The following is an 18,248-nucleotide window of genomic DNA, read 5'->3' on the forward strand; positions in this document are numbered from 1 at the left end:
ATAATCAGCATCTGCCATCTCTCCTGGACCGTTCACTATGCAACCCATGATTCCAATTTTTAAGCCTTTGAGATGATCTGTACGGCTACGAATCATTTGAGTAGTAATCTGTAAATCGAAGAGGGTACGACCGCAACTCGGACAAGAAATATATTCGGTTTTTGAAATTCTAGAACGTGTAGCCTGCAAAATACCAAAAGATGTAGAAAGAATGTTTTTTGTCGGGATATCTGATGCTTCTGCCCAAATTCCATCTCCAAAACCATCCAATAATAAACCTCCAAAATCAGTGGCAGAATATAATTGAAAATCAGATTCTTGAGGCAAAAGAACCGATTTTTGATCATTTAAAGAATATTTTCGCTTGATAATTACCGGAATATCAAGACCCATTTCCATTAATTTGAAGAAAGCATTGCGCTGATCTTGCAAACCACATACCGCATCAGTTTCTAAAACAAAAACTAAGGTATCATCAAAAGGCAAATCCTTAAAAAGCTCAGAATCAATATCTTGATTTCTTATTGAAACTAAATTCAATGCAGCATCATGATCTTTTGATGATATAAAGTCTTCCAAAGTATAAAATGGATGACAATTACTTTTATTGGTAAGCGTCTTCCAAGTTGAATAATTATAAAGTTGTTTTAAATTTCCAGGAAAGCTAAAAGAAGGCAAAGAATCGGCTAAATAAACAAAATCGCATGATTGCTCAGCCATATTGTATTTATCAAGAACTGATGAATAAATATATCCTACATCACCTAAAACCGCTGGATCTTTTAAATTTTTACCAGAAATATCAATTACTACTCGAGGTACTTGATGACCACCAATAAAGGTATTTAGCTCTGCTGTTTGACGCTTCTGATACTCATAAGGATTATGATTTGCCCCCAAACTATTTCCTTCGCTGCCAACTGACAACTGAGAACTGTCAACTGATTGACTGCCAACCGACAACTGAGAACCGTCAACTGCCAACTGCCTCACCTTATACCTATCTGCCAATGCAGAAGCTACAGGAGCTTCAAATTCAGGATCTTCTGTAAGTGAAACACGAATGGTATCACCTAAACCATCTTCCAAAAGGGCACCAATACCTACTGCCGACTTAATTCTTCCATCCTCACCATCACCAGCTTCGGTTACACCTAAATGTAAAGGATAATTCATTCCCTCCTTTACCATAGTTTCAACTAATAATCGATAAGCCTGAACCATTACCTGCGGGTTACTCGACTTCATCGAAATGACAAGATTATAGTAATTTAAATCTTCGCACATGCGCATAAACTCCATGGCCGATTCTACCATTCCACGAGGAGTATCGCCATAGTGGCTCATGATGCGATCAGAAAGTGAACCATGATTGGTACCAATTCGCATGGCAGTACCATATTCCTTACAAACTTTAACAAGAGGGGTGAATTTTTTGTAAATTCTTTCTAGCTCAGCTTGATATTCAGAATCAGTATATTCAAAATTTTCAAATCGCTTTTTATCAGCATAGTTCCCTGGATTAATTCGCACCTTTTCTACAATCCTTGCCGCTTCTTCAGCTGCATTGGGTGTAAAATGAATATCTGCAATTAAAGGGACTTGATATCCACGGGCAACTAATTCCTTTTTAATTAAAGCTAAATTTTTAGCTTCTTTTATACTAGGCGCGGTTATTCTAACTAACTCACATCCAGAATCCACCATTCGGATAGTCTGCTCAACCGTACCAAGGGTATCCATGGTATCAGTTGTAGTCATACTTTGAATTCTTATTGGATTGTGCGCACCCATCGCAATATTTCCAATCAATACTTCCCGAGTTACAAACCTAGAATAAGTATCCAAAGAGTTACAATACTTGCCGTTTAGAGCATCAAATGGCTTCTTTATCATTAAAAAGGATCAAAATTTTACAAAAATACATAATATGATGATTATCTATTGTCAAATTTTTATAATGCTAAAAAGAGATGAAATTAGATACAATACCTTGACAATCAAATAAATACAAATAAAATCAGCTTACACTCCCATCGCATACACAATAATATTGACTCCAAATTTGGTATTATCTTCGGCATAAAAGCGTTTATTTCTAAAATCATAATCCCACTCACATCCATAATCCTTATTGCTGTATAAAACTCCAATTCGGCCGTTAAACTCCACTGCTTTAAGATAATCATGCACTAAATCATCACCCCATCCATTTAGTTCAAAAGAAGTGGTAGGCGGACCCTTTTCAAACTCAAAAAAAGATCGATAAATTTCATGATTGTTTGGAATCTTTTTTAAGGCTGTAGGACCAAAAAGTGAACTTATTTGCGCCTCAAACGATTTGGCGAATAGTCCGTCGATATCATGATTACAATCATCTACAAACACAAAGCCCCCATTTTCGACGTATTTCTTAAAATTGGCCTTCTCCTGCTGATTGAATTGAACCAATTTATGTCCGCTGAGATAAGTAAACGGATACATAAATATCTCATTACTAGCAAGATCTACAACTTTTTCTTCATAATTAATCGGAATTGTGGTATATTCTACTAGAGAGTTCAGCAAATTGGAAGGCATACGTTGATCCGTGTCCCAGTTTCCTGAGCGATATTTGATTCTCGCAAATGTGAACTTAGAAATAACATTCATCAACAAAATCTTTAATGTTCTTCCCAAAAAAATTAGAAAGATTTTTGTGTAAAAATACGGTTGGAAATACACATATCTCTGCAATCCGCCAAAATATTCCTAATTTTCGCTTTATTTATTCAATTATACGAAATGGAAATGTCAGAAAGCAAGATCAAGGCAATAATTTCAAAACTACCTCATTTAAAGCAGGAAATTCAAAAAGTTATTGTCGGACAGGATCAAGTATTGGAAGAAATGATCATCGCTTTAATGGCTGGTGGGCATTGTCTGTTGGAGGGGGTTCCGGGACTTGCAAAAACATTGATGGTAAAAAGCTTGTCGCAAGCCATGCATCTTTCTTTCCGTAGGATACAATTTACACCCGATTTGATGCCCACCGATATCATTGGCACCGAAATTTTAGAAGAAGATCATAGTACAGGAAAAAGGTTTTTTAAATTTAATAAAGGACCAATTTTTGCAAATATCATTCTTGCGGACGAGATAAATCGTACCCCACCAAAGACCCAAGCGGCCCTACTTGAAGCCATGCAGGAGTTTGAGGTAACGTATGGCGGGCAAACATACCCGCTTGATCGCCCGTTTTTTATACTTGCTACCCAAAATCCAATTGAGCAGGCAGGAACCTATCCCCTACCAGAAGCACAACTCGATCGATTCCTGCTTTTTGTAAAAATTGGCTATCCTACTGCACAAGAAGAATTTGGAATCTTAAATAATACTACAGGTTCTAAAAAAGCAGAAATAACACCCGTTTTAAGTGGGGAAGATATTTTACAAATCCAATCACTCGTTAGAGAGGTAAGTATCAGCGAAGATTTGGTAGAGTATGTCAGCAATTTTATTCGGGCCACACGTCCTGATACCACCAGCATAGACTATGTAAAGGAATGGGTACGCTGGGGCGCGGGACCACGAGCAGGTCAAGCCTTAATTTTAACAGCCAAGGCAAGAGCTTTGCTAAAAGGCCGTTTTGCTGTTGTTATGGAAGATTTGCATAGCATGGCTTATCCGGTATTGCGACACCGAATCCTCGTTAATTTTAAAGCTGAAGCAGAAAATGTGAGCTCCGATCAAGTAACGACCGAATTAATTAAATCGGTGGAACGGTCAAAAATAAAGGCTTAAATAGATTATTGAAATTTCTTAATCAAGAACAATTAGCAAATGAGTAAATTATTAGACCCGAAAGCCGTAATGGCAATCAAAGACCTTTCATTGGCAGCAAAGACTGTGGTGGATGGTTTTATGACGGGACTTAATAAAAGCGCTCTGAAAGGTCCGGGTTTAGAATTTAGTCAGTACCGCTCTTACCAACCTGGTGATGATTTACGATGGCTCGACTGGAAAATGTATGGCCGTTCTGATCGCTATTATATCCGCGAATCTGAAGTGGAAACTAGCATTTCGGTACGCTTTGTAATTGATGCTAGCGCCTCTATGAATCATGTAGATGGAAGCTTCAAAAAAATTGATTATGCTAAATATCTGGTCGCATCGCTTGCCTATCTTGCTCATTTACAAGGCGATGCAATCGGACTTTATGTGTTTCAAGATGAAGGTTTTTACTCCTTAGCCTCCAAACAAGATTTCCAACATTTATCAAGAATGTTTTATCAATTGGAACATATTAAAGCAGGAGGTAGCTTTACAAAACCTATTCATTATAAAGATCTTTATTCTGCATCCAAAGGCAGAGAGCTCCTAATTTTCATCACAGACCTTTACGAAGAAAATGGAGAGCTATTGCAATTATTAGATACATTCAATGCACTGAAAAATGAAGTGATTGTATTCCACTTGATGGGCAAAAACGAACTCGACCTCGATTATAAAAGTTATTCAGAATTAGAAGATTTGGAGACCGGAAAAACTGTTAAAATTGATATAAAAACGGCAAAAAAAGACTATCAAGAGAAGTTAAACGAGCACCTGAGCAGACTCAGAATGAAGCTTTTAGATCGAAATATTTATTATCGAATGATTAGCATGGCCGATCCACTCGACCAAGCCTTAAGAGATTTTTTAAATCAACGTAAAAAACAAAGAACTTAAACCTTGCTACAAGTATTAAATCCCATCTGGTTATTTGCTATTGGCGGAATTATTATTCCACTGATTATCCATTTGTGGAATGTAAAAAAAGGCAAAACACTAAAAGTTGGCAGCATTAGTCTTTTGGGTGAAAGTTCCAGGCAAAGTGCAAAAAGCCTAAAACTAATCGATCTCCTTCTTTTATTGTTACGATGCCTATTACTGATTATTTTAGCTATTATCTTGGCAAAGCCCATTTGGAACAGCATCAATACAGAGGAAACAAAATCAGCATGGATACTCATTGAAGAAGAAAACAGCAAAGCAATTTATAGCAATTTTAAATCTGAAATCGACTCTCTTGATAGATTAGGATATGATTTACGTTATTTTGAACCCAATTTCAGAAAGATTAAAATTGAAGACATTCAAAAAGGAATTACATCTACAAAAGACAAAAATGAAGCCTTTTCCTATTGGCCACTTCTTGATTTATTGAATGTTAAAATTCCAGCCAATACAAAAGCTTTTCTGTTTACGGGCAATAGATTAACTAAATTAGGAAATAAGCGTGCTGAAATTTCATTCCCACTGACCTGGAAAACAATCACACCTACAGATTCTACAAATTCTTGGCTTGAAAATGCTTGGTTTCAAGAATCAGGAAGTATCATGGCAACAATCGCGACAAGTAGCCCTGCAGCTACCACTTATAGCACCGAGGCCTTCGATCCAACAATTAAAAACAGCAGATTGACTTTGAATTTTGAGCAAGGACTTGCAAATCTGCATTACAAAGATACGAAAAATAAAAATAGCCATTCGCTTATAATCGATACCACAGGCATCAAAATAGCGATTTATACCGATAAGTTTAAGTCGGACGCCAATTATATCAAAGCTGCAATTAGGGCAATAAAAACATATACATCACTAAAAATTGAGCTACAAGAATATAGCACCAAAGACATCCCTTCAGGGCAAAACATTATTTTCTGGTTATCGGAGTCGGCAATACCAAAGCAAATTTCGCCCAAAACCAAAATTTTAACCTATGAAAATGGTGAAGTTAAAAATGTAAGTACCACACTAAAGCTGGATCAAAATACCAGCGATTCGGAAATTGGACTTTACAAAAGAATTAATATCCCTGAAAATAAACCTGATGCCTTTATAATTTGGGAAGATGGTTTCGGAAATCCAATTCTTAGTCAGCGGCAAGAAAAAAATTATACCAAAATCGAATTTTATTCCAGATTTAACCCCGATTGGAACGAGTTAGTTTGGGGCGAGGATCTTCCTAAAGCATTGATTAACATAATTTTATCAAAAAATAACGAGTCAAAAATACATGAACTAGACAATAGAAAAGTAAGCGAAACACAAATGCTTCCGATTTTTACAAATCAGAAAAAAGCTTTGCTAGATAAAAAGCCATCTAATACCACCGACTTAGCAAATCATTTTTGGCTCGCATTGATCCTGATTTTTATGCTTGAAAGGTATTTAAGCTTTAAAAATAATTTAAGATGAGTTATTTAACAGGGAAATCATTTATCCAAAAAATAAAATTCCAATGGATTTTATCGAGTCTGTTGGCAAAGCTGTTTTTAGCTTTTTCTATCTCCATTTTAACGCTATCTATTTGGAATATCTTCTCAATCATATCCTCTTGGCACACAGTCCATTTAACAATAATTTTAGGATTGATTTTTATTAAAATCTCTAATATTCTAAAGATCAATGGAGAAGACGTTGCCCGATTACTAAACCAGAGCTATCCACAATTGGAAGAAAGCAGTTCCCTACTTTTAAAAGATGTAGAAAAATTAAACATTCTAGAAAAAATACAAGCACAAAGAGTTGAAAATGAGATAAATAACCTGAAAATACCAGGTTTGATTTACAAACGATTAAAATCTGCATCCATTTTAATGATTTTATCTGTTTCGGCTTCAATACTAATTGGAAAAATCGGCCCAATCGACTTAAAATCTAATAATTTATCTATTATTGGGACTAATGCCCTTGTAGTGGATAAAATATTGCCAGAAATAGCATCTGTCAGTTTAAAAATTACACCACCATCCTATACAAACAATAAAAAGCGGACTCAAAAGCAGTTTTCAGCTATTGTTGAAGATGCCTCTGTACTTGAGTGGACCATTGAGACGAATCAATCAGTGGATAGATTGGATTTTATTTTTAATGATACAGAAACTTCAAAATTACGTGCTTTAAATAAGAGTCGGACGCTTTGGACCTTTAGCAAAACCATTAATAAATCGGGCTTTTACCAAGTGAAATTAGATGGCAAATTGTCGGATTTATATAAATTAGAAATCATAAAAGATGAGGCGCCATTAATCCGAATTTCATCGCCAAAGCAGTATAGCACCATTGATTTTGGTGAACCTCAACGAACAAATTTACAAGTTCAAGTAAACGATGATTATGGGGTAAATGAGGTTTATATTTCGGCTACAATCAGTAGCGGTCAAGGGGAAGGAGTAAAATTTAAGGAGCAAATCATCCGCTTTAGCGATAAAATTAGCGGCAATAAAGAATATAAACTACAGAAAACCATCGACTTAGCAAGCTTAGGCATGCAAGCGGGGGATGAACTTTATTTTTACATTCAAGCCATAGATAGTCGCAAGCAGCTGAGTCGCTCGGACGTTTACCAAGTAAGCATACAAGACACGGCAAAACTGATGAGCATGGATGGCATGTTGGGTGGTGTAAACTTGGTTCCAGAATATTTTAGAAGTCAGAGGCAAATTATCATCGACACAGAAAAACTGCTCAAAGAAAAAAATAGCCTAAGCACCGAAGAGTTTAAAAGCAGAAGCAATAATTTAGGTATTGATCAAAAACTCTTGCGTCTTCGCTATGGGAAGTTTTTAGGGGAGGAATCAGAAGGCGAAATTGGCCCCGGCAATGAAGAGCATGAGGATCACGAAGGTCATGAAGATGGGGAAGCTGGAGCCAACTTTGGTGATGCCGAGAAAATAATGGATTCTTATGCCCACAAGCATGATGTTGCAGAAGATGCCACCTTTTTTGAGCCGGAGTTAAAGGCCCAATTAAAAGCAACTCTCACTGAAATGTGGAAATCGGAATTACGCTTGCGGACTTACAAGCCCGATGAAGCATTGCCATTTGAGTACAAAGCTTTACGTTTATTGAAAGATTTACAACAAAAGTCGAGGGCTTATGTTTCAAAAACTGCCTTAAAAACTGCAGCAATCAAAGAAGAAAAGCGTCTTAGTGGCGAGCTTGATAAAATCATTCAACCAAGTGCCGAAAAAACGTTTTCAAAAAATGAGGAACAAAGTTCATTAAAAAAAGCAAGTGCAATAATTTCGAAACTCAGAAATGGAGTAGTTTTGAGTCGGCAAGATCGTACAATTCTTCAAGATGCGAGCCGAAAAATCAGTGCAAGGGCAATTTCAGAGCCTGGTAGCTACCTAAGTGCTTTAGAAATCGTCCGAAAAATCATTAGCACAACCATTAATTTAAAACTTAGTTACAAGGAGATTTCTATGGTGGAATCTGCATTGCAAAGAATAATTAAGGATGAAAATAGAACACCGCAGGCAAATCCTACGCGTAGCAAAACATCCCTTTCAACAGAATATTTTAAACAATTAAAGCAAGCGCAACCTTAAAATGGATCAGATCTATATTTTTATTGCCCTAGCCTTGTTACTCGCATTTATCCTGTTTAAGGAAATAAAACGCGAAAATAAATCGAACCGAATCTTGAGGATATTGGCTTCAATTTTTGCGATAATCGCTCTCTATTTTATTGCTTCACCCATTAAATATAAGCGTCAAGTCTCCGTTAAAGAGACAAATAGCGCAATTTTATTGACTGAAGGCTATCATAAAGATAGTCTGGAAAGCTGGAAGGGTCGCTCCATTTTTACTACAGAAAAAGAAATTGCAGAAAAAAATAAAAACGTAAAACACATTGGCGATATCAATAAATTTTTAAGTTCAAATTCCAAATTTGAAATTTTCCACGTTTATGGTTATGGCTTAGAAAATCATGAATTTGAGAGCCTTAGGGGTAAAAATCTAATTTTTCATCCTTCTGTTTTGGCAGATGGCATTAGTTCTATTAACTGGTCAAATAAGATAAGATCAGGGGAGGAATTATTAATTCAAGGGAGCTACAATAATCTTGAAAAGCGGGAGATTAAGCTAGTTTTACAGGGGATGGGCACTAATCTAGATTCGACATTTATCGAAAAAGAAAGTGCTAATTTTGAGTTAAAATGTATCCCAAAACACCTCAACAAAGCAGTTTATTCTTTAATTGCCCTAGCTGGTGGAGACACAATTGTTAAAGAAGACTTGCCAATACTGGTTAAGGCAAAAGAGCCCATGCGAATTTTGATTTTGGCCGCATCACCTGACTTTGAGCATAAATTTCTCAAAAATTGGCTTTCAGAACAAGGCTATAGCCTAGCCATAAGAACTACTATAAGTACGAATAAATTCAATAGCGAGTTTCTAAATGGCTCAAAAATCGATTTGACGCACATAAATGCCACTTTGCTGAATGATTTCGATATGCTCATTGGCGACATTCAAGAATTAGCCCGCCTAAGCAATGTAGAAAGTCAAGTTTTACAAAATCAAATCAATTTGGGCATGGGTTTGTTAATTAAAACTGATGCTATTGAATCTGGATCTGGTTTTTATAAGAAAGCTTTTAGCCTTCAAGAGAATAAAAAAGCTATTCCAAAAACCATGAATTTAACTTGGAATGGCCAAGAGGCAACAAAAAACATTATTCAAGGAAGTACATTATTATCGATAATGCCTCAATCAGGAACACAAAGCCTGGTTAAAAATGAATTAGGTGATATTCTAATAAGTAGTAAATTATTGGGGAGAGGCAAAATTGTACTTAGTTTGATAAATGATACTTATACATGGGTTCTTGGTAATCAGCTAAATGATTATTCCTCATTCTGGACATACGTCCTTCAAAAAGCTGGAAAAAAGAAGGAATTAGCTGTTAACTATATTATTCCACAGATACCGATAATAAATAAAGAATTACAACTATCGAGTGACTCTTTAAAACTTAATATCAATGGTGATCAGCTTGCGTTAATTCAAGATCCCGTACTTCAATTTGAGCAGAGAGGAAGCTGGTGGCCCGAAAAAACAGGTTGGCAATCCATTGATAATGAGAAAGAATGGATTTATGTATTTGATGAATCTGCCTGGAAGGGAGTGCGTGCTGCAGAAAAAATAAAAAATACTAAAAAGAGATGGATGCTCGAAAAGAAGGATAGCATTAAAGAAAAATTTGCTCATTCAATTTATGAAGACCAAGTTTCAGCAATCTGGTTTTACATTTTATTTTTACTTTGTTGCACATATTTATGGCTTGAAGAAAAATTATCATAACTTCATATTTAGAAATAATTAAAAATTTTAACAAAACGTTTTTATATAATTAACCAATTTAAAGGAGGATAACATATTGAAAAGAAGTGAATTTCTCTACCTAAGTGGACTCGGTGCGGGGGCATTAATGCTACCAAACTTGTCGCTTTTCGGTAATCCAATCGACCCAATGGAAGCATTGAATGTGGTGGATGTAAAAATAAAAAAGGAATTGGCAGATGTGGCGCTAAATGCGGCCAAAGCAAAAGGAGCCAGTTATGCTGATGTTCGTATTGGCCGTTACCTCAATCAATTTGTAGCTACACGTGAAAAAAGTGTACAGGGGGTATCTAATACCGAATCTTATGGTGTTGGGGTACGTGTTATTGCAAATGGTTGCTGGGGTTTTGCATCTACCAACAATGTGAACAAGGAAGCTATTGCAAAAGCTGCCGAAAGAGCAGTTGCAGTAGCGAAGGCTAATGCCAAAATACAGGGAGAAGCAGTCCAATTAGCCCCTCAAAATGGCTATGGAGAGGTTAGCTGGAAATCGCCAATCGAAAAAAATGCATTTGAAGTTCCAGTTAAAGAAAAAGTTGATCTTTTACTTGCTACAAACGCTTTAGCGATGCAAGGTGGAGCAAGCTTCGTAAACTCAGTGATATTCGCTGTTAACGAGCAGAAATATTTCGCCTCTACGGATGGTTCCTATATTGATCAAGATATTCACCGAATATATCCTAATTTCCAGGTAACTAAAATTGACCGTAGCAGCGGGAAATTTGATACGATTAGGTCGCTAAGTACCCCAATGGGTATGGGTTATGAATACCTCGATCCTACAGAGAGCAGCAAAGTTAAAGGAATAGTTACTCGCTACAAAGACCGCTATGATATCCTAGAAGATATAAAAGCTGCAACAGTTAATGTAGACCAAAAAATGAAGGCTAAATCTGTTGAACCAGGCAAATATGACCTAGTCCTTGACCCTTCACACCTTTGGCTAACCATACATGAGTCGGTAGGACACCCTACAGAACTCGACCGTGTACTCGGATATGAAGCTAATTATGCTGGAACGAGTTTCTTAACATTAGACAAACTAAATTCTAAAAACTTCAATTTTGGTAATAAATTGGTGAATGTTACGGCCGACAAGACCGAAAAAACCTCTTTAGGTGCTGTAGGCTATGATGATGAAGGTGTTGAATGTAAGAAATGGGATATCGTTAAAGATGGTGTTCTTGTAAATTTCCAAGCAACACGTGATCAGGCACACATGATTGGTTTAAAAGAATCGCAAGGTTGTTCTTATGCTCAAAGCTGGGCAGATGTACAATTTCAGCGTATGCCTAACATATCGCTACAGCCTGGAAAAGAGGAATTAAGCGTTGACGACATGATTAAAGATGTTGAAAAGGGTGTTTACATCATTGGGGATGGCTCATTCTCAATTGATCAGCAGCGATATAATTTCCAGTTCGGCGGACAAATGTTCTACGAAATTAAGGAAGGTAAAATTGTGGGTATGCTAAAAGATGTGTCTTACCAGTCAAATACACAAGAATTTTGGAATGCCGTGGGTGCTATTTGTGATGAACGCGATTATCGCTTAGGTGGTGCTTTCAATGATGGTAAAGGGCAACCAGGCCAGTCGAATGCCGTTTCTCACGGAAGTTCTACAACTAGATTTAATGGAGTTAATGTTATTAATACAGCAAGAAAAATTTAAGATATGGGCATAATAAGTAAAGCAGAAGCTCAAGCAATTCTGAAAAAAGCATTGAGCTTTTCAAAAGCAGACGAATGTGAAGTTAGTCTGACAGGTACCGAAGGCGGAAATATTCGCTATGCGAGAAATGCCGTTTCAACAGCGGGCGATATTAGCACCATGGGACTAGCAATTAGTTCCACATTTGGTAAAAAAACAGGTTCAGCAACAATCAATGAGTTTGATGATGCATCCCTAGAAAAAGTGGTAAGAAGATCTGAAGAACTAGCACAATTGGCACCTCCAAATCCGGAGTATGTTTCTTTAGAGGGACCAAAAACATTTGCTGAATCTATCACTTACAATAAAACTACAGCAGCAGTAAATCCTGATATTCGTGCAGAAGCAGTTAAAAAGAGTCTGGATATTGCAAAAGCTGCCAATTTAGAAGCGGCAGGATTCTTGGAAAACTCAACTAGCTTTAGAGCAATCATGAACTCTAAGGGACTTTTTGCATACAATATGGATACTGATGTTTCCTTCTCGGTAACCACTCGTAATCAGGCGGGTACAGGATCAGGCTATGTTAGTGAATCTTTCAATGATATCTCAAAACTCGATACGCTTGCCTTAACAAAAGTTGCTGCCCAAAAAGCAGTGGGTTCTGCCGGCGCAAAAGCATTGGAGCCTGGGAAATACACTGTCATTTTAGAACCTTTGGCTGCTAGCGATATGCTATCAAACATGGTTCGTGGTTTTGATGCTAGAAGTGCCGAAGAAGGTAGAAGTTTCATGAGCAAAAAAGGTGGCGGTACGCGTTTAGGTGAGCAATTGTTTAATGAACAAGTAAACATTTACTCTGATCCTTTTAATGCAGACCTACCTTCAGCAACATGGAATGGAGATGGTATCCCACAAGAAAAAGTAACTTGGGTAGAAAATGGTGTAGTAAAAAACCTAAGCTACTCTCGTTATTGGGCACAACAAAAAGGTGTAAAACCTGTTCCAGGTGCAAATAGAGTAATTATGGAAGGTGGCACAGCCTCTCTTGAAGACCTGATTAAAAGTACTGAAAGAGGTATTTTAGTGACTCGTTTTTGGTATATCAGAAGTGTGGATCCTCAAACTTTATTACTTACGGGACTTACACGTGACGGTACTTTTTACATTGAAAATGGAAAAATTATGTACCCGGTGAAAAATTTCAGATTTAATGAAAGTCCGATAATCATGCTAAACAATGTGGAAGCCTTAGGCAAGCCACAACGTAGTGGAAATATGATTGTTCCACCAATGAAAATTAGAGACTTTACTTTCTCTTCACTGTCTGATGCAGTATAATCCACATCGGTATTTAATTATAAATTAATAAATTATCGTTATGAGAAGAAGAGATTTTTTATACGTTTCAGGAATTGGGATTGGGGCTTCGGTGCTCCAATCTGTTCCAGTTTTAGGCCGTGATATTGCCATTGAAGAGGCTTTGATGCCCATTGATGTAAGTTTAAAGAAGCGCTTAGCCGACATCGCATTAAATGCTGCTCGTTCAAAGGGTGCAACGTATGCTGATGTTCGTATTGGCAGGTATTTGAATCAGTTTCTAAATACTCGTGAAAATCGGGTGGAAAACATTAGCAATACCGAATCTTATGGAATGGGAATTCGTGTTATTGCCAACGGTAGCTGGGGCTTCGCAGCGATTGATAATTTGACGGAGGACAATATTGCTCGTGCAGCCGCCTCGGCAGTACAAATTGCCAAAGTAAACTCAAAATTACTTACCGAGCCGGTTAAATTAGCCCCTCAGAAGGGTTATGGTGAAGTAAGCTGGCAAACACCTTTTGAGAAAAATGCTTTTGAGATTCCGATTAAGGAAAAAACCGAATTATTGCTTGCTGTGAATGATGCTGCGATGAAAGGCGGAGCAAATTTTGTGAATTCATCCCTATTTTTAGTGAATGAGCAGAAGTATTTTGCTTCTACTGAGGGTTCTTACATTGATCAAGACATCCATAGGTTGTGGCCAACATTCACAGTTACAAAAATCGATTCAAAATCAGGAAAATTTGAAACACGTAACTCACTGAGTTCGCCAATGGGCATGGGTTATGAATATCTAAATCCGAAGAAGGAAGAAGAGATTGAGGGTCCATTTACCATTTACAAAAACCGATATAACATGTTGGAGGATGCAGTTACTGCAACAAGACATGTGGATGAAAAGCTACGATCTAAGCCAGTTGAGCCAGGAAAATATGATTTAATTATTGACCCTACAAACTTATTTCTAACCATTCATGAGTCGGTGGGGCACCCTTCAGAACTCGACCGTGTATTGGGATATGAAGCGAATTACGCAGGAACAAGCTTCTTAACCTTGGATAAATGGGAAAGTAAGAAGTTCAATTTTGGAAGTAAGATTGTCAATTTTGAAGCTGATAAAACTGAAAAAGGCTCTTTAGCTGCTGTGGGATATGATGACGAAGGAGTAAAATGTAAAAACTGGGATATCATCAAAGAAGGAATTTTAGTTAATTATCAGGCAACTCGTGATCAGGCACATATCCTCGGACTTCCAGAATCGCAAGGTTGCTGCTATGCAGATAGTTGGGATAAGGTTCAATTTCAACGCATGCCAAATGTTTCATTAAAGCCAGGTAAAACACCACTCAGCGCAAACGAAATGGTGAAAAACGTAGAAAAAGGAATTTACATTTTCGGACGTAACTCCTACTCTATTGATCAGCAGAGATATAATTTCCAATTTAGTGGTCAGCTATGTTTTGAAGTAAAGGATGGTAAAATTGGTGGTTTATTGAAAGATGTAGCCTACCAATCAAATACGCAAGAATTTTGGAATTCCTGCTCTGCAATTTGTGATGAAAAAGACTATCGTCTGGGCGGATCTTTCTTCGATGGTAAAGGTCAGCCGAGCCAAGTAAGCGCCGTTTCTCATGGATGTGCCACTACCCTCTTCAAAGGGGTAAATGTGATTAATACAGGAAGGAAGATATAATCACTTCACTACCAGATAGATACCGGCAAATTCAAAAAACTTGCCGGTATTTTTTTTGCTAAAAACCGACAGATTTAATTAGACCGCATCACAGTCCTTATCGCAATGCAAGGGAATGATAGTCCGCTTCATTGCCAACTCAGAATATAAAAATGCGCCAAACTTTGTGATTTTAAGTACAAATAAAAAGGGAATGAATATCCAGAAAAAGGGAATCAACAAGGAAATTTGAAAAATGGAATCAAAGCCAAAATAAATTTTCCCATTGCTTTTAGTTGATGCTATGGCCTTTAGTCCTTTGGCTCTAAAATTTTGACTTGGGACTTCAGCTATTCTAATATCTTCTATGTTAATGAGATTTAGAAGATCTAATTTCACTAAAATACGACCAAATTTCTTACACATCGGGCACCAACCATCAACAAAAACTTTCAACTTGCTAAAACGCATAAATTGGCCATTATTCTCTACAAATTTACGATTAATCCTATTGATATATGATGGATATTTAATGTATTAGGTAAAGACCGGTTGCAAGCTATACTCCCAAAACGTGAAAATAGAACAACTGTTTTTTTGAACAAAAATTACATGCTATATTCGTTATCACGCAAGGTAATGTTTCAGGATAGCTTTTCCATTAAGAGATTTTAAACCCAAAAAACGCTTGAATAAAATTTGAAGAAAAAAAATAAATCAAGCCTAAGCATATTGCTAAACAGTGCTTAGTGGTTCGGACTTTTTGACCAATCACTGTAGGTCATTTCAAATTTTATTTCTTCCGATCCGTCTTTACCTACTTCTGTCCAGCCAGCCCTCCTATAAAACTTTTCTGCCCTTGTGTTAGGATCTGTTCCCAGCCAAACTTTATCTTTTGTCTGCGTAAAATACCAATCCAACATTGACTTATGCAATAATTGCCCAATTCCTTTACCCTCAAATTTAGGGTCTAAAAATAAAGCCCAAATATTATTTTCCATCAGATCAACAATTGCAAAGCCTACAATTTGTTTGTCAATTTCACACACCCAACCTTTTCCTCTTTGGCTAATAAATTCTTCGCAATCTTGATCTGTAACCAAGTTTGGATGCGATAAAATATTTTCAGTCACAGAATTCCTTATAATTTGAATTTGACCAATATCATCAATCCTCGCCTCTCTAATAAGCATAATTTGATTCTTTATTTTTCTAATTTAAAAAAGATGGAGAGCAATTTTAACACGCTTACAATTTTAGTCGTAATCAAATCTGCATTTCGCAATTAGAATTTCATCATCCTTAACTTGATAAATTAAACGATGTTCATCATCAATTCTCCTCGACCAAAATCCAGAATATTTAAATTTTAGCGGCTCTGGCTTTCCAATTCCTTCAAATGGTTGTTGAGAAATATCTTTGATTAAATCATTAATTCGTTTAAGTTTTTTCTTGTCTGTTTTTTGCCAATACAAGTAATCCTCCCAAGATTCATCAACAAAAATAAATTTCATTATTCTTCAATCAGATTTTGTCTAGATGAATTTCCAGATTTCAATTTCTCAATTGCAGAATCTAATCTTCTTTGATTTTCTTTTGAAGACATTTCATATTGAGTTGCGCAAAGGGAATTGTATTCAGCCAAAGACATAATCACAATGCCATTATCCTTGCCACGATTAATAATCAAGGTTTCAAAGTTTTGAGTTACTCTGTCGAAATAACTCTTTATATCTTTTCTAAAATCAGATAAAGTTGTTGTTAGCATAGCGATAATTAAATGTACATTATGATGTACAAATATATGTACAATATATTTGTTTTTCGAATTTATTTCTCATGAGTAAATTGTAAAGTTCAGTCCATTTAACCACCTAAAAAAACTCCCAAATAAAATAGGCTTATTTTTTAATTTCAGCACATGTATGTTGTTAAACCCAATCAAAAATTAATATTTTTCCTATCTTAGAATTTCAAATTAGAATTTATGTTCACAAAATACATCACAATTGCCTTATTGCTCATAAGCACTACCTGTTCAGCACAAACAAAGGGTTGGATTAGCCTATTTAATGGTAAAGATCTTAATGATTGGAAAGTTAAAATCAATGGTCACCCACTAAATGATAATTATCAAAACACGTTCCGGGTGGAAGATCAGGTGTTGAAAGTATCTTATGATGGCTATAAAGAATGGAATGAACGTTATGGACATATTTTTTATAAAAAACCTTTTTCTGCTTATGTATTAGTGGTGGAGTATCGCTTTACAGGTGATCAAATCCCTGGCGGACCAGGATGGGCATTTCGCAATAGCGGTGCGATGCTTCATAGCCAATCTCCAGAAAGTATGGAGCTTAATCAGGATTTTCCAATCTCTTTAGAGACTCAATTTTTAGGTGGTGATGGCAAATCTAATCGTTCAACCTTGAATCTTTGTACTCCAGGTACAAATGTTTTTTTAAATGGGAAATTATTTACGCCACACTGTGTTAATTCTACTTCAAAAACATATCATGGTGATCAGTGGGTTCGTGCTGAAATTGTTGTTCTTGGCGATTCTCTAATTCAACATCGCTTGGAAGGGAAAACGGTATTTGAATATACAAAACCTCAAATTGGAGGTGGCAATGTAGCAAACTTCAATGCTTCTCTAAAAATGGATGGTCAAGCTCTAAAAGAAGGTTATATCTCGCTTCAAAGTGAGAGTCACCCTGTAGAATTCAGAAAAGTAGAGCTTTTTGACTTGAAAAAATACATGAATGATCAGGCTAAGCTTGAAAAAGTGTTGGATAAGATATTGGTGAAATAAGGGGTTGGCGGTTATCAGATATCAGGCTGAAGACATCTCAAAGGCATTAAAATTCATCTGAAGCTCCCTGAATCCTGAATCTGAAATATTTGTTAGTATGGTAAAAATAACGGGCTTCGAGAACCTCAGCCAGCGGTAAACAACTGCCAACTGACAACTCCCAACTGATAACTGCTAACCGATAACTGACAATCAAATCAACCTATCCTTCACCACCAGCGTACCAGCAATTAAATCATGCAAACATTGCTGCTTTTTGTTGAAAAACCCCATAAGATATCCTAAACCGAGCGTGCCAGAACTTATGATCTTACCTAGGTTTCGTGCCAAAGCGCGAGCAAAGCTTATGGCATTGCCTTGTTCATCACAAATTCTTAATCCCATTAAAACCTTCCCCCAAGTACCTTGCCTAGCCGAACCTTCCATAACAATGCTATAAACCAGTTTCACAAGTGGAATTATTGCTAATCCCGCGAGTGAAACTTTAATTTTCAAGTCTCTCTCCTCAAGAAATAGCACAATAATTAATGCAATAACACAATAAATAGCAAAAATGATGAAATAGTCAATAACTACAGCTAAAAGTCGTATATCAAGTCCTGCGAAGTATTGAGGCAATGTTTTTTGATGCT

The 18,248-nt window shown here is 36.6% G+C and carries 16 protein-coding genes; 9 read left to right on the forward strand and 7 right to left on the reverse strand.

Features of this window, described 5'->3' with window-relative positions; translation table 11 throughout:
- Nucleotides 1–1,896: (E)-4-hydroxy-3-methylbut-2-enyl-diphosphate synthase (ispG, locus tag ACIQ0D_RS05945; RefSeq protein WP_395803710.1), on the reverse strand; the 1,896-nt coding region annotated here is incomplete at its 3' end.
- Nucleotides 1,897–2,025: 129 nt separating this feature from the next.
- Complete coding sequence (locus tag ACIQ0D_RS05950; RefSeq protein ID WP_395803712.1) at nt 2,026–2,679, reverse strand: DUF4159 domain-containing protein; 654 nt, start codon at nt 2,677–2,679, stop codon at nt 2,026–2,028.
- Nucleotides 2,680–2,784: 105 nt separating this feature from the next.
- Here ACIQ0D_RS05950 and ACIQ0D_RS05955 point away from each other — a divergent pair, with 105 nt between their 5' ends.
- The 8 genes from ACIQ0D_RS05955 (at nt 2,785) to ACIQ0D_RS05990 (ending at nt 14,825) form a co-directional block, all read left to right on the forward strand.
- Nucleotides 2,785–3,783 (forward strand): AAA family ATPase, encoded by a 999-nt coding sequence (locus ACIQ0D_RS05955; protein ID WP_395803714.1) that lies wholly within the window; start codon nt 2,785–2,787, stop codon nt 3,781–3,783.
- A gap of 39 nt (nt 3,784–3,822) precedes the next feature.
- Entirely contained in the window at nt 3,823–4,710 is an 888-nt protein-coding gene (locus tag ACIQ0D_RS05960; protein ID WP_395803716.1) for a DUF58 domain-containing protein, read from the forward strand.
- Between the two features lie 3 nt (nt 4,711–4,713).
- Nucleotides 4,714–6,222 (forward strand): BatA domain-containing protein, encoded by a 1,509-nt coding sequence (locus ACIQ0D_RS05965; protein ID WP_395803718.1) that lies wholly within the window; start codon nt 4,714–4,716, stop codon nt 6,220–6,222.
- Complete coding sequence (locus ACIQ0D_RS05970) at nt 6,219–8,360, forward strand: DUF4175 family protein (protein ID WP_395803720.1); 2,142 nt, start codon at nt 6,219–6,221, stop codon at nt 8,358–8,360. The genes ACIQ0D_RS05965 and ACIQ0D_RS05970 overlap by 4 nt, the downstream gene beginning before the upstream one ends.
- 1 nt (nt 8,361) lies before the next feature.
- Complete coding sequence (locus ACIQ0D_RS05975; protein ID WP_395803722.1) at nt 8,362–10,119, forward strand: hypothetical protein; 1,758 nt, start codon at nt 8,362–8,364, stop codon at nt 10,117–10,119.
- A 76-nt stretch (nt 10,120–10,195) separates the two neighbouring features.
- Nucleotides 10,196–11,830, forward strand: coding sequence for a TldD/PmbA family protein (locus ACIQ0D_RS05980; RefSeq protein ID WP_395803724.1), 1,635 nt, complete (start codon nt 10,196–10,198; stop codon nt 11,828–11,830).
- Between the two features lie 3 nt (nt 11,831–11,833).
- The gene (locus ACIQ0D_RS05985) at nt 11,834–13,150 is read left to right on the forward strand and encodes a TldD/PmbA family protein (RefSeq protein WP_291399785.1); all 1,317 of its coding nucleotides are present in this window, start codon (nt 11,834–11,836) and stop codon (nt 13,148–13,150) included.
- A 40-nt stretch (nt 13,151–13,190) separates the two neighbouring features.
- The gene (locus ACIQ0D_RS05990) at nt 13,191–14,825 is read left to right on the forward strand and encodes a TldD/PmbA family protein (RefSeq protein ID WP_395803726.1); all 1,635 of its coding nucleotides are present in this window, start codon (nt 13,191–13,193) and stop codon (nt 14,823–14,825) included.
- 78 nt (nt 14,826–14,903) lie between these two features.
- Here the strand turns inward: ACIQ0D_RS05990 and ACIQ0D_RS05995 are convergent, their stop codons facing one another.
- From ACIQ0D_RS05995 to ACIQ0D_RS06010, 4 genes are all read right to left on the reverse strand, one after another.
- Nucleotides 14,904–15,275, reverse strand: a complete 372-nt coding sequence (locus ACIQ0D_RS05995) for a DCC1-like thiol-disulfide oxidoreductase family protein (RefSeq protein WP_395803728.1) — start codon at nt 15,273–15,275, stop codon at nt 14,904–14,906.
- Nucleotides 15,276–15,550: 275 nt separating this feature from the next.
- On the reverse strand, nt 15,551–15,997 hold the full coding sequence (locus tag ACIQ0D_RS06000) for a GNAT family N-acetyltransferase (RefSeq protein WP_395803730.1): 447 nt from the start codon (nt 15,995–15,997) through the stop codon (nt 15,551–15,553).
- Between the two features lie 63 nt (nt 15,998–16,060).
- On the reverse strand, nt 16,061–16,318 hold the full coding sequence (locus tag ACIQ0D_RS06005) for a Txe/YoeB family addiction module toxin (RefSeq protein WP_395803732.1): 258 nt from the start codon (nt 16,316–16,318) through the stop codon (nt 16,061–16,063).
- Complete coding sequence (locus ACIQ0D_RS06010; RefSeq protein ID WP_395803734.1) at nt 16,318–16,572, reverse strand: type II toxin-antitoxin system Phd/YefM family antitoxin; 255 nt, start codon at nt 16,570–16,572, stop codon at nt 16,318–16,320. The genes ACIQ0D_RS06005 and ACIQ0D_RS06010 overlap by 1 nt, the downstream gene beginning before the upstream one ends.
- A gap of 219 nt (nt 16,573–16,791) precedes the next feature.
- On the opposite strand from ACIQ0D_RS06010, the gene ACIQ0D_RS06015 reads away from it, so the two are divergent.
- The gene (locus ACIQ0D_RS06015; RefSeq protein ID WP_395803736.1) at nt 16,792–17,616 is read left to right on the forward strand and encodes a DUF1080 domain-containing protein; all 825 of its coding nucleotides are present in this window, start codon (nt 16,792–16,794) and stop codon (nt 17,614–17,616) included.
- 192 nt (nt 17,617–17,808) lie between these two features.
- Here ACIQ0D_RS06015 and ACIQ0D_RS06020 read toward each other — a convergent pair.
- Nucleotides 17,809–18,248, reverse strand: a 440-nt coding sequence (locus tag ACIQ0D_RS06020; protein ID WP_395803738.1) for an RDD family protein, incomplete at its 5' end; no start/stop codon positions are given.

The organism is Daejeonella sp., assembly GCF_044342615.1.
Taxonomy (GTDB): domain Bacteria; phylum Bacteroidota; class Bacteroidia; order Sphingobacteriales; family Sphingobacteriaceae; genus Daejeonella.